This window comes from Trinickia sp. LjRoot230 (assembly GCF_964253315.1).
In the GTDB taxonomy this organism is placed as follows: domain Bacteria; phylum Pseudomonadota; class Gammaproteobacteria; order Burkholderiales; family Burkholderiaceae; genus Trinickia.
The window spans coordinates 1794608-1806759 of sequence record NZ_CAXUQX020000001.1; the positions used below are offsets into that span (position 1 = coordinate 1794608).

The window sequence follows — 12152 nt, forward strand, 5'->3', positions numbered from 1 at the left end:
CTACCGGCTCCGGGCAGAACTAACCAGCGCGTCGTACAGCGTCAGCGCGGCACCGACACCCATGCCCGCTGCGAAAACCGCTGTCGCCATAGCAGCTGTCCCGCTCGCGAGCGTCATTGAGGCGAGCGGGACGACCGACAGAATGACGACGTTGTTGAGCGTCTCGGCTGTTGCCAAAACCACGCCTTTGTCGCGACCCGAACGTTCGGCTAGCACGGTTGTCGCCGAGGGGGCTCCAGCCCCGAGCGCGGCGCCCCACGCCGCGAGGCAGAGGAGCGCGCCGAATACCGGGAGCGGCAGAAGATTGAATGCCGCGACGGAAGCGATTAAAAGGCTCGTCACGACGATCAGCGAACGTTCCTCGCTGCCGGTCAGGCGCCGCAGCTTCCCGGCCGACAGATTGCCGATTCCCAGGCCGACGCCGAACGCGGTCGCGCTCATCCCGACATGGGCAACGTCGAGTTGGTAGCGCTGGCGCAACACTTCGCCAGACAACAGGAAAGCGGATACGCCCGTTCCATTCCATAAGCCTTTCGCAAGCAGCGGACGCGTGATGTTCGGGTTGCGGAGCCACCTGAAGCCGTGGGGCTTGCGTTTCGCGACGGCGGTGTGCCGTTTCGGCATCGTCGCGGTACCGATCAGAAATGCGACGATGCAGCCGGTCGACGTCACGAGGAATGGTGCTCGCCACCCTACCCAGTTGGTCAGCAGGCCAGCCAGCGCCGGACCGAGCGCGATGCCGAACGTCATGCCCAGCATGACAGCCCCCATCGCGGCTGCGTGGCGTGCGCGCGGAATAACCTCGGAAATGAGGGCGAACGCGGTCGGAATGATGACCGCGGAGGCGAGTCCGCCGAAGATTCGCAGCGCGATCGCGATTTCGAGCGTCGGCGAGAAGGCGATGCCGACGCCGTCGATCGCGAACGATAGCAGTGCTATCAGCAGCAAGCGGCTGCGATTTGTTCGGTCAGATAGACCGCCGAGGAACGGTGCCGCGATGGCATAGGCGAACGCATAGCTCGAGATCAGCCAAGTGATGCGGACGGAATCGGTGCCGAATGCGACGCTGAGCGGATTGAGCATCGCTGAGAGCATAAACTCGCTGGCGCCGACGAAGAATACCGACATGGAGAGGACGGACAACAGCACGCGCTCGTTATCCACACTGGAAATGGCTTCTGAAGATGACAAGTCTGGTCCCATAAAAATGCAAAATCGACAAAACATAGGTTTGGGAGGGATGGACCGTCGGCGTTAGTAAAGCCCCTCCGTATCGCGGTCGTAGGTATTGGCCACGATCTTGTCAAGGAAGGTATTGAAATCGGCGGTCAGCACCAAACCCGTCTGTGGGTCGAACCTATACAATCCTTCGCATTGCGCCGTATCCAGGCTGCTATCCACGAACAGGGCATACGAAAACCGGTCGGGGACGCCTTCGGGACGAGCCTGCTGTTCGACGACGCGATGCGCGACCGCGGCAACAGGCGAGCGAGTGTCCTTCGTGAGGATTTCGATCGCGCAGCCAAAATTCATGACGAATGCGTCCGGCCGCGGAATGATCGGCAGCCATTGGCGGCCACGCCGGACTTCGAGGCCGGGTTCCAGCGAGCGCAGCATCGTGATCCATCCCGAATCCTTATGGATGTTCAACCCGCGCGCGCGGATGTGCGGCCTGAAATGATTGAACGTCAAATGGTAGGTTCCTCGTCCCGACAGAATGCCGCCTGTCGCCTTCTCGAGGATCTCGCGCGGTAGATCGAGCCGTCCGAGGATCGCCCTGACGACGGCAACCGCGAAGTCCTGCATCTCGCGCGCCTGGCGCGATAGCGCGGCTGGAAACACCTCGTTCCAAAAGCGGGTCTCCAGAAAGAACTGTTCAACTTGATCGGCATCGCGGCAGTAATATCCCTCGCGTTCGGCGAGCCGCGCGGCGCCCCACGCACGAAAGCCGCGGTATTCGTCGTCTTCACTGCCGCTGCGGTCGAGATAGAAATTGGCCGCGAAGCGGTCGGCCGCCGTCAGATCCAATCCGACCGGCTTGTGCACGAAGAAGAAACCGTCGGCGAGTGCGCGCTCGAATCCGTCAGGGGTATCGAAGCTCAGCTTCCCGTCGTCGAGCCGTGCGGCAACCCACTCATACGTATCCAGTATGTCCATGTTCTTGTCTCCAGAGCGTTCGGATCAGAGCATTTGCTCGGCATCGTCGTAGGTGCGCGAGACTTCCTGGATAGCGAAATCCTTCACCGACTGGACTCTAACCGGCGCGTTGCCTTGATACTGATAGATGTCGCCGCCCAGGTCGCTGTCGAGGAAGACGACGTAGGACACGCGCTCCTGCCTGTCGTGCCGGCGGATCGTCTGCGCCACGCCGTGGATGTTGGCTCGCACGCGCTTCGCCAGCCGCTCGGTCAGGACCTCGATCGAACTCCCGAAATTGACGATGAAGTAGCCGGCTACCGGATTGATGGCGCGCAAGCCGTCGTCGATATATGCGAGCAAGCCGGGTGTGGTCGAGCGAAGCACCGTTACCCAGCCGGAGTCGCGGTGAAACTTCGAGCCGCGTGCGCGTTTGTCGGAACGGAAATGATTGAATGCGAGCATCTGGTGACCGTGTTTCGCGGTGAGTCCACTGGTCAGCGTGTCCCACTCGGCCTCGGGAATGCCGAGATGGCCGAGCGTAGCGCGCAGGATTTCGATGCCGATCCCCGACATCGCTTCGCCGGTGCGCGCTACCGCAGCGGGCAGCATGCCCCAGTTGCTCCGTTCGATGTAGAAGTTTTCCCACTGATCGTGCTCGCGATCGAAGTATCCCTGGTAGTCGCCTGGCACGATGCAGTTGCAAGGTGCCAGTTCGCCGTCGGCACGCGGCTCGAAGAAATGGCGGACGAAGCGATCGGCAGCACCGAGTTCGACGCCCTTCGGAATCTCCAGCAGGAAGAATCCGTCGCTCAGCGCGCGATCAAAGCCGTTCGCCTCGTCGAACCGGAGGTCATCGCGCTCGAATCGGGCGCGAGCCATGTCGCAGGCTGGATACAGCCGGCTCGCCTCGTGTTCGTCCGGCATCGGCGGAAGTGCGGCCGCTGGCCGGAGCGTGGGGGATGAAATGCTTGACATGTCGGTCTCCGTCTCTAGAGAGGTGTTGATCTAGTCCATTGCCGAATCGACGCGCGGGTGGAATTCGTAGGCCATCTCCGCAGCCTTGGCTCGCTGGAAATCGAGGAAGGTGCCGACATCCGAGAGCTTGCCGATAGCGTCATACTGATAGAGGCGCTGATCCCAGCGCGGCCCGATATAGACACCGAACGTGAAGCGATCTGGCGCTCCGGCCTTGCGGGTTGCCATCCGGCGTACGCGGTGGTAGCTGGCCTTGACCGGATTAGGCAGCAGTTTGGTCAGCAGCTCGAACGAATGACCGAGGACGATCGTGAAATGATCGGGCAGCGGATCGAATGGAATCCAGTCCTGCCCATCGTGCGACTCGAGGCCCGGCTCGGTCGTGTACAGCATCGTGATGAAGCCGCTGTCCTTGTGCGCGGTCAGCCCGATGGGCTGATCGACTTCCGAACGATAGTGATTGAAGATGCAGTATTGCAGAGCTTCATCCTTTGACATGCCGCCCGCTACCGTATCGATGTCGACGGGCGCGACGCCCGCGCGGAGAAACAAATCGCTCAGGACGGCGCGGCTGAGGTTATTCATCCGCCAGAGCAGCGTCGCGGTGTCGTTCGGCAGATATTCGTGCCATAGATTCGCTTCGATTTGCAGTAGTTCGTCTTGATCGCTGCCTGTTTGCGAATAGCCGAGAAGCGAGCGGGAAAGCGCTCGCGTGCGGTAGCCGCGGAATGAGGCATCCGGACCTTCGCCGGCGGGCAGATAGTATTTCTGCGCGAGTTCGACGCCAGCCCGGAAGTCGAAATCGCCCGGGTGGCGAAGATGGAATGCGCCGAGCGACCGGGCATGCTCGAAACCATCCGGCTCGACGAAGTGCAATGCTCGGTCCTGGAAGTGAGCAACAGGAAGAAGAGATTTCATGGCGTTCTCCGATTCATTGGATGGGCTCGATACGGATCGAACCGGGACGGACAGGGCGGGGCATGGCGCTTGCCGGCATCAGTCCGGTCGAAACGCCGTCGACGACGACTTTGTGGTTGCGGTACAAAGCAATCAGCATCAAAGTCTGTGCGCGCACTGAAAAGATGCGTCCGGGGCACTTGCGCGGGTTGCGCACGGTGTTGATCATCGAAAACGAGTTGATCTCGTAGCGATTGCGCGCAAGTAGCGCCCCTGTGTTGATGGCGCCTTGATTTGTGATGCCCTCGATGTTCCGCGCATCGTAGGTGTCAGGGTGCGCGAACCGTTGCGGATCGCGATTGGCGCGACGGCGATCCAGCCAGAACATTGTGCCCGCCGGGATCTCGATGGAGTTGCCTTGGTGGTGGATCGTCACCGCATGTCGGGACTTGCGCCAGAGGGAGGTTGGATTGCTGCCGCCGAGCCGTATCGCCTCGAGCACCATCAGCGTAGCGGTGCTCTGCGCGAGCGTCTCGTCGCAGAGCGAATCCATGAATTGGGTGCGCATATCTGGCGTCGTCTCCAGATAAGCGATCGTCCAGAGCAGGCTCAGCGCCGTTGTGTCATAGGTCGCGATGATCAGTGTGCCAAGCTCCTTCAACTGGGCGTCGGTCAGCGCTGAAACGGCGCTCCGAGAGAAGGGGATGCCGAAATTGTCGAACTGAGAGCGGATGAGGTTGCTCGCTGGCGCCCGCTCAATCGATTCGCTGTTGTCAAGAAGGATTTGGGTTGTCAGCTCGACGATCAGATCGGCATCCTTGATGGCCGCAACGTTGAGCTTGCTGATGGCTTCCGATGCAATCTCGAAGAAGCTGGTCGCGATCTTTCCGAACGTCGCATCGGTGAGATAGTCAGTCAGCGGCCGTCCCCGAAGATCGAGGATTCCGGGAATGACGCTGTCAACGTACGCGGTCAGATTCAGGCAAAACGTATCGAGTGGCTCATCCCGGGGCGGATGCAAGCGCATGTAAGACCGCGTCGCGGCTGTGATCTCGTCGGACAGACCGTCGATGAAACGGCCGTTGCCGAGAATCCGTTCGACGAACTCCCGTTTCGCGGCGCGGGAGGGATCGTTCATATTAAGCGCGCCCATGAACGAGCCGAACAGGTCCGCGTTCGCATTGATGGATGGCATAAGGTCGTCGTCGTGGACGAGCGGCTCGTTAGTATTCTGATAGACGGCGAGATTGTCTCCGATCCAGAGCGTGCAGAGTCCTCCTGAGCGGCTCGCCAGTTCGGCGACGCCAGATCGGGCGAAATAGTCAGAGGCGTTCAGGCCACCCTCGACAACGGCAGCGTGAAACGCGGCGCCGTGCCCGGTCGCTGGGTCGCGACCAGGCGCGTGGGCGATTAATCCTGGAAAGGGAGCGGGGCGCGCACGCTCGGCCAGACTTGTCAGTGTCCGGATTGTCATGATGCGGCTGAATCTTCAGGACGTTTGGAGATGCCGAAGTCGGCATAGTTGTCGTGCCAAGCCGCTCGGTTGAAATCGCGCAGGAACGCTTCGACCGAACCGAGCGATATGAGACGGCAGCCATCGCGTGATACCTGGAACGCTTCGCCTGTCGCGACAGGGTTAAGAAACGCCGCGAACGAAAATCTGTTGCCGTTTGTCGCGGTGCTCTGCCCGCATTGACGGACGCGATGGAGGACCGCTCTGACGCGAACGGGCAAACGGGCGGTCAGAGCCTCGAGCGCGCCGCCAAAGTTAATGAGGAAATAGCCAGGTATGGGTGGCACGTCGTGCCAGGCGTTGGCGACGAATGCCTCGAGGCCAGGCTGTTCGCAGTAGAGGACAGTGACGAATCCGGTGTCTTTGTGCTCCGGTGCCCCAGGCGCGTCTCTTTCGGGCCGGTAATGACTGACCGCGAACCATTGCACGCCGCCGTCGGCCGAGCACTGATCGGTAGAGCGATGCCAGAACGACGGCGGAATGCTGGTGGCGGACAGGACTTTGCGAAGAACTATCCTTCCGATCGCATACATCCGTTCGCACATCGCGTTGACGGGACCGGGAAATTCGGCGCGGCGGCGAGGTCCGTCGATCAGGATGTGCTCGGTCTGGTAATGATCTCGGTCGAAATAGACGCCGTCGCGCGATCGGAAGCCGCGATAGGCTGCCGCTTCGCCGGACAGAGAATCCGCGCGGTGGAGATGGAATTCGTTCGCGAGGCGGATGCCGGGTGCGACGTCAAGATCACCTGGAATTTCCAGCGCGAAGCAACCGTCGTCGATGGCCTTGCGCAAGGAACCGCGCGTGAAGTTCAGTTCGTCGTTGATAACCTTGGCGAGGCAGGGGCAAAAAGTTTTCAGGCTCATTGCGCCGGTCCCCCGGCTTTTGTGCCGTGATAGATCTCGTCGTCATTCGCATCGATCAGCTCACGTGAGGAGCAGATGAGTCGCAGCCCGTGTCTACTGTCGTACCCGTAGATGCCGGCCGCCGAGCCCGGCTCGCAGAAGCTCGAGCTGAAATGTGCGAAGCTAAAGCGGTCTGCTGTTTGATGCTGCACGCGATGCATGATCGCGCTGACCGGCCGTGACGATTTGCGCGTCAGAATCTCCATGGACAGCCCGAAATTGATCACGAAACACGCGGGATCGGGCGTAACACTCTCCCATTGATTGCGGCGGTTGATTTCGAGTCCTGGCGCGGTGGTCCGGAGGATCGTCACGAAGCCGTCGTCCTTATGCGACGAGAGACCGATTCCCGGCTGCGCCGGGCGGTAGTGATTAAACGTGAGATGGTAAGAGCCGCATTCGGACGAGCAGCCGCCTGTCGCCTCGAGCCAATGACGCATTGGGATGTCGGTCAACTTCAGTATCGCGCGCAGAACATGTCCCGCGATGGCTGTCAGCGCGACTCCGCATGCGTCGATTTCAGGGGGATAAGCGGCCCGCCAGAACCGGCGCTCGAGTAGGAACTGCTCGATCTGGTTGATTCGCTCATGAAAGCCGAGCAGTTCGTCGCCGAAACGGTCACCGTTCAGGAGGCGATAATGGCCGTAGGAGAGGTGCTTATTACCCGTGTAGAACTGACGAGAAAACGCGTCGCAGGCTGTGAAATCCATCGATTCCGGAACGGTCAGTAAGAATACGCCGTCGTTTAACGCCTTATCCCGGGTTGCGGTCGAGGCGAATACAAGATCCGAGCCCTCCAGGCTCGCGCGCTCAAGGGACGCAGCCGTTTGGGCGGCCCGTTGATCGACGCGTTTGTGCAATTCCCTCAGATAGATTTTCCCGGGATCCAAGGTCCATTCGCTAATGACAATTGATTGGCTCATATCTATCTCTTTTTGAAATGGATGGATACGACACAGAGCGATTCGAGTTCCTTAGATACGCCGGGGAACTTATTGTCGGCAATATCAGCTAGGGTGCTGAATGAGCCAGGATAGACCATCACTGTAATTCCTCGGTTCACAAGGCACGCGAATATAGCGAATTCCTCGATGAAGTAACTCGACGAATTGTTCAATCGTGCTGCACGCTCGCCTTCGCTGAGCATATGCCAATGATTCCGGTGATAGCGAATCCCGAAACTTTCGACCGATTCGCGAAATGCGGGAAAACCGTGGAAATAATCCGTGATTGCACGATGATGCGCAAAATATTCGGGAGTCTGCTGGATTTCATGGCAGGTGATGAATTCGAACTGCGTGTTCGACTGATAAGCGGCAATGATGTCGCGGTTCGCGTCCATGAAATCACGTCCAAGCCGCAGGGCTCTGTCATGCGCTTCCTGGGCTGGCATGCGTGAGCACGATTCGAGCGTCAGCCGGTGGATGCTATCGCCAACCAGGATCTTGCATTTCAGGAATCGGCGCGACACCCATTCAAGCAACGAATGGAAACGGGCCGGTTCAAAGTTCCGGTTCTCAAGACTGACACCAAGGAAACATTCATGTTCAAGGTCGAATGTATCGCGTCGGCTTTGAGGAGACACAAAGTCTATTTTTGCGCGATAACGTGCTTCATTTTCGCTCGTCGGAGAGGGGGCTACCAAAATTTCGTCAAAAACCACTTTTCAGTCTCCCAATGTTGAGGCGAGAAATGGGATGATGCTCGCTGGCATATTCCAGTAAAAAGATAACGAGTAATTTAAGCGTGGTGAGGTGATGAAAGCTCTATGTTAGCAAGCTTTTATCGAATCTCGATTTATTTGGATTAGAGTTTAATATCGAGATAATGAGGGCTAGTCAAAATGAATGTATCGAGATAACGAGGGTTAGTCAAAATGAATGAGATGAGAAAGCAGGCCTCAATCTGCAAACGATTCAACGCAACGCCGTTTCCACATAAGCCGAACCGCTTCCCGGAGCATCAGAGCTGCGTTTTTCATCACTCTGGCGCAGAAACCGGCTCTTGACACGATCCCAAAGGTGGCTGAGGCGACGCGTAAGGATCTGTTGCGAAATTTAAAGTTTGGTCTGTTAACTTTTTCGATTTGGTGTTGACTTTCTGTCTTGTTTTGCCCAACAGGAAGCGATGCCGAAAGAGCTCATGGACGACGAACTATAGTCACTCATCGAACCACCACTACCAATGCCGGCACCACGCAATCGCCAGTATCCGGGCCGCAAACCGCCACCCGACCGCGCGGTACTGACGGGCATTGCGTTTGCGTTCGCTCATTTCATACGGTCGGCGGCATTGATGCGATCAGTGACGGTATCCGCCGTGCAGGCAATGCGAGCGGCTAGCGCCCCGCTCTTGGTTTTGAACGCGCGTGGGGCTACCGCTTTGGGCGGAGCGAACCAGCGCTTCGTACAGCGTCAGCGCGGAACCGACATCCGTGCCACCTGCGAAAACCGCTGCCACCATAGCAACTGTCCCGCTCGCGAGCGTCATTGAGGCGAGCGGGACCAGATCCGGATCGGACTGCCGTGCAACAATGACAAAGCAGTCGATCAACGAGCCTCCCGTTAAGTCACGCGATGACGACACTTTCGCGCTTCAGGTATGGGCGGATCTGCCAGGCATTGATTCCGCCGAACAAGGAAGGACGGCCTATCGTATCCTGCGTCCCGCGGTCCGCCCGCCATTGGCGCGCCGAGCGCGCGATGTCATCTTGATCGAGGCAATTCCACGATCATATTGAGCGTCGTTAGCGATAAGGATCTGACCATGATCACCAACCTTGAATCCATGCAAATCCAGACGGAGCGGCTAATCTTGCGCTCATGGCAGGAAGCGGACAGACAGCCTTTCGCCGACATGTCCGCCGACGAACGCGTTATGGAGCATTTGATGCCACTGACGCCGCATGATGCGTATTACACGTGGATTGATCGACAGATCGACGCTTTGAAGCAGCATGGCATGTGCTTTTGGGCCGTTGAAGCCAAGGAGAGCAGGCTGTTTATCGGCGCAGTCGGCCTGCTTCCTGTTAGCTACGAAGCGCACTTCACGCCCGCCGTTGAAATCGGTTGGCGGATTGCGCGCGCGTTTTGGGGACTGGGCTATGCACCGGAAGCTGCTGCCGCGGCCCTTCGATATGGCTTTGACTCGCTGAAGTTGCCCGAGATCGTGGCCAACGCTGGCGTGGCCAATAAGATCTCTGCTCGGGTCATGGAAAAGCTTGGCATGACACGCGATGCCCACGACGATTTCCAGCACCCGCTTGTCGCGGAAGGCAATCCTCTCCGTTCCCAGATGCTGTATCGACTTTCGCGCTGCCGATGGCTTGAACTGCAAGGCGCCGATCGGTGACATCGGTTTAGCGATCACATATGCAGTGACAGGAGCCACACGGAATCAACGCAGCGCACGGTCTTTTCGTCCGGGCATTGTGCTGGCAACAAAGTCGATGAATGCTCTGACCTTGGCCGGAACGTGGCTCCGACTGGGGTAGTAGACGTAAAGAGGAAACGTCTCGTCAGGCCAGTCCGTCAAAACGGGCTCCAGCGTGCCGGCTCGCAGGTGCGTGTCGATGCCTAGGTCGATCACCTGGGCGATCCCATAGCCCGCAAGACAGGCTCCAATTTTGGTTCCCGCATCGGTGACGGTCAGGTTACCGCTAACAGCCACTTTCACCTTCTCGTCGCCACGCCAGAATTCCCATTCGAAGGGTCTGCCGGTAGCCGGGTCGATGGCCAGGATGCATTCATGGCCATCATCGACCAAATCCTTCGGCGACCTGGGTCGACCGCGTCGCTCCAGGTAGGACGGCGCGGCAACAGTCAGGACTCGCGGGCTGTATAGCCGGCGGCAGACCAAGCTTGAAATGGATGGCGGCCCAAACCGTATGGCGAGATCAAATCCGTCGCTCACTAAATCTGAGAGGGCGTTCCTTGTCTCCAGCTTCAGTTGAAGGGCAGGGTGGTCCTTCATGAACTGGGTCAACTCCGGCGCCAATACGAGGTCGGCGAACCGAGGATCGCACGCGACGCGCAGTGTGCCGTTGACGACTGATGCCTGGCCTGAGGCGCTGACCGTCGCCTCTTCGATTCCCTGGAGTAGCGGTAGCACTTTCGACAACAGCTCATGCCCAGCCTCGGTCACTTCAACGTGTCGGCTCGTGCGATGCAGGAGCTTTGCGCGCAGACGGTCCTCCAATCGTTGGATGGCGCGACTCACCGCAGGCTGAGTCTTACCCAGACGAGAGGCAGCACGACCAAAGCTCTTGGATTCGGCGACGGCCGCAAGCGCAAGCAAGCCGCCTACAAGTCCTCCATCAAGGTCATCCATCATCTATGTGTTCCGGTAATGGCAGCGATAACCGATTCGCCGTAGCTGAGAGCAGGCGGAACCTTCACTATACGGATCGTTCAACCATTGAGGAAACCCGCAATGACCCAAACCCAAGCCATAGTCGCGTTGATTGACGACTACTTCAATTTGGCCTATGAGCCGAAGAGCCGTGACTTCAATAAAGTCTTCCATCAGATCTGCGTGGTCCAGTGGCTTGATGAAGGTCGGCTGAACACGCTGTCGTCACAGGACTACGCGGCGCTCATCAACGGGAGGCCGAGTCCGCAATCAACTGGTTCGCCCAGAGATGAAGCGATCCTCTCCATCGAAAACATCTCTGAGAGCCTTTCAACAGCAACTGTGAGGGTCCGGATAGGAAAGAAATTGTTCAACGATCACTTTGTCATGCACAAGGTGGATGGCAATTGGCTGATAACGGTCAAGGCGTCCTTTATCGTGCGCACCTTCGACTGATGGATGTCCAACCTTCGAGGTTCAAATCGCGATGCGGTGTCTTCCATTTCAACCATCACGCGACTCGCTGATCGAAGCGAAGTATTTCGCCGGCGGCTTGCCCAACGACTTCTTGAACATCGTAATGAAGGCGGTGACAGATTGATAGCCGAGCGCTTCAGCGACACGTTGCACACTCTGCCCCGCACAAAGTTGACGTATCGCGACGATCAAATGCAGTTGTTGCCGCCAGCGTCCAAAGCTCAAGCCCGTTTCCTGCCGAACGAGCCGCGCCAGCGACCGCTCGCTCATTGCCACGAGCTTTCCCCACTCCGCTAACGTACGTCGATCGGCAGGGTCGGCCGACAGCATCTTCGCGATTTTCCGCATGCGCGGCTCGTCCGAAGTGGGCAGGTGCAAATGCTCGACCGGCATACGGGCCAACTCGTCCAGCAGCACGATGGCTTTGCGTCCCGTCGGGCTGTTCAACGGGTAATCGAGCGGTTCATCCGTCATGTGGACGACCAACTCCCGCACCAGCGGCGAAATGGACAACGTGCAGCAGTGTTCCGGTAATCGAACAGCACCCGGCTGTACAAAGAGGTAGCAAATTCGCGCGTTGGCTGTGGCACGGATGCTGTGCGGTGTCCCGCCGGGCACCCAGACGGCACACGACGGCGGGACCATCCACAGCGCGCTGGGAACGCTGCACATCACGCCGCCTTTGAGCGCGAGCACGAGTTGACCCAAGCGATGCTGGTGCACCGGAACCTCGCTCTTGTAGTCCGCCACTTGCATCCGCATGCCCACAGCTGGACCGCGGATGCTGACTTCATCGAAGTGGGTGAGCGAGCGTTCGAGTGACACGTAATCGAAAGTTGGCCGGATTTAGATATTGTTTGGCATTCTAGCTAAATCCATTTAAAGGCTCAAACGTT

The 12152-nt window shown here is 58.6% G+C and carries 12 protein-coding genes and 1 pseudogene; 3 read left to right on the top strand and 10 right to left on the bottom strand.

What is annotated here, in order from left to right; translation table 11 throughout:
- The 8 genes from ACSQ20_RS08375 to ACSQ20_RS08410 form a co-directional block, all read right to left on the bottom strand.
- Positions 1-1191, bottom strand: a complete 1191-nt coding sequence (locus tag ACSQ20_RS08375; RefSeq protein ID WP_436018863.1) for an MFS transporter — start codon at positions 1189-1191, stop codon at positions 1-3.
- A gap of 63 nt (positions 1192-1254) precedes the next feature.
- A complete protein-coding gene (locus ACSQ20_RS08380; protein ID WP_436018865.1) occupies positions 1255-2157 on the bottom strand; it encodes a 2OG-Fe(II) oxygenase family protein in 903 nt (300 codons plus the stop codon).
- A 24-nt stretch (positions 2158-2181) separates the two neighbouring features.
- Entirely contained in the window at positions 2182-3114 is a 933-nt protein-coding gene (locus ACSQ20_RS08385) for a 2OG-Fe(II) oxygenase family protein (protein ID WP_436018867.1), read from the bottom strand.
- 30 nt (positions 3115-3144) lie between these two features.
- A complete protein-coding gene (locus tag ACSQ20_RS08390) occupies positions 3145-4032 on the bottom strand; it encodes a 2OG-Fe(II) oxygenase family protein (RefSeq protein ID WP_436018869.1) in 888 nt (295 codons plus the stop codon).
- A gap of 13 nt (positions 4033-4045) precedes the next feature.
- Complete coding sequence (locus ACSQ20_RS08395) at positions 4046-5485, bottom strand: cytochrome P450 (RefSeq protein ID WP_436018872.1); 1440 nt, start codon at positions 5483-5485, stop codon at positions 4046-4048.
- Positions 5482-6390 (bottom strand): 2OG-Fe(II) oxygenase family protein, encoded by a 909-nt coding sequence (locus ACSQ20_RS08400; RefSeq protein WP_436018874.1) that lies wholly within the window; start codon positions 6388-6390, stop codon positions 5482-5484. The genes ACSQ20_RS08395 and ACSQ20_RS08400 overlap by 4 nt, the downstream gene beginning before the upstream one ends.
- Positions 6387-7352, bottom strand: a complete 966-nt coding sequence (locus ACSQ20_RS08405; protein ID WP_436018876.1) for a 2OG-Fe(II) oxygenase family protein — start codon at positions 7350-7352, stop codon at positions 6387-6389. Before ACSQ20_RS08405 ends, ACSQ20_RS08400 begins: the two co-directional genes overlap by 4 nt.
- A gap of 2 nt (positions 7353-7354) precedes the next feature.
- Positions 7355-8092, bottom strand: a complete 738-nt coding sequence (locus ACSQ20_RS08410) for a tRNA-dependent cyclodipeptide synthase (RefSeq protein ID WP_436018878.1) — start codon at positions 8090-8092, stop codon at positions 7355-7357.
- Between the two features lie 503 nt (positions 8093-8595).
- On the opposite strand from ACSQ20_RS08410, the pseudogene ACSQ20_RS08415 reads away from it, so the two are divergent.
- Both ACSQ20_RS08415 and ACSQ20_RS08420 read left to right on the top strand, forming a co-directional pair.
- Positions 8596-8691: pseudogene (locus tag ACSQ20_RS08415) on the top strand (IS5/IS1182 family transposase); the annotation flags it as partial.
- Positions 8692-9165: 474 nt separating this feature from the next.
- Positions 9166-9780: a GNAT family N-acetyltransferase gene (locus ACSQ20_RS08420; protein ID WP_436018880.1), complete on the top strand. Its 615-nt coding sequence runs from the start codon at positions 9166-9168 to the stop codon at positions 9778-9780.
- A 45-nt stretch (positions 9781-9825) separates the two neighbouring features.
- On the opposite strand, the gene ACSQ20_RS08425 is transcribed toward ACSQ20_RS08420, so the two are convergent.
- Entirely contained in the window at positions 9826-10761 is a 936-nt protein-coding gene (locus ACSQ20_RS08425) for a LysR family transcriptional regulator (protein ID WP_436018882.1), read from the bottom strand.
- 99 nt (positions 10762-10860) lie between these two features.
- On the opposite strand from ACSQ20_RS08425, the gene ACSQ20_RS08430 reads away from it, so the two are divergent.
- The gene (locus tag ACSQ20_RS08430; RefSeq protein WP_436018884.1) at positions 10861-11235 is read left to right on the top strand and encodes a nuclear transport factor 2 family protein; all 375 of its coding nucleotides are present in this window, start codon (positions 10861-10863) and stop codon (positions 11233-11235) included.
- Positions 11236-11283: 48 nt separating this feature from the next.
- Here the strand turns inward: ACSQ20_RS08430 and ACSQ20_RS08435 are convergent, their stop codons facing one another.
- Positions 11284-12081, bottom strand: a complete 798-nt coding sequence (locus tag ACSQ20_RS08435) for an AraC family transcriptional regulator (RefSeq protein WP_436018886.1) — start codon at positions 12079-12081, stop codon at positions 11284-11286.
- Positions 12082-12152 lie beyond the last annotated feature (71 nt).

Excerpts from the sequence above, each read along its gene's own strand:
- ACSQ20_RS08425 (WP_436018882.1), bottom strand. The coding sequence starts at position 10,761 with ATGATGGATGACCTTGATGGAGGACTTGTAGGCGGCTTGCTTGCGCTT.
- ACSQ20_RS08390 (WP_436018869.1), bottom strand. The coding sequence starts at position 4,032 with ATGAAATCTCTTCTTCCTGTTGCTCACTTCCAGGACCGAGCATTGCAC.
- ACSQ20_RS08395 (WP_436018872.1), bottom strand. The coding sequence starts at position 5,485 with ATGACAATCCGGACACTGACAAGTCTGGCCGAGCGTGCGCGCCCCGCT.
- ACSQ20_RS08430 (WP_436018884.1), top strand. The coding sequence starts at position 10,861 with ATGACCCAAACCCAAGCCATAGTCGCGTTGATTGACGACTACTTCAAT.
- ACSQ20_RS08405 (WP_436018876.1), bottom strand. The coding sequence starts at position 7,352 with ATGAGCCAATCAATTGTCATTAGCGAATGGACCTTGGATCCCGGGAAA.
- ACSQ20_RS08385 (WP_436018867.1), bottom strand. The coding sequence starts at position 3,114 with ATGTCAAGCATTTCATCCCCCACGCTCCGGCCAGCGGCCGCACTTCCG.
- ACSQ20_RS08380 (WP_436018865.1), bottom strand. The coding sequence starts at position 2,157 with ATGGACATACTGGATACGTATGAGTGGGTTGCCGCACGGCTCGACGAC.
- ACSQ20_RS08400 (WP_436018874.1), bottom strand. The coding sequence starts at position 6,390 with ATGAGCCTGAAAACTTTTTGCCCCTGCCTCGCCAAGGTTATCAACGAC.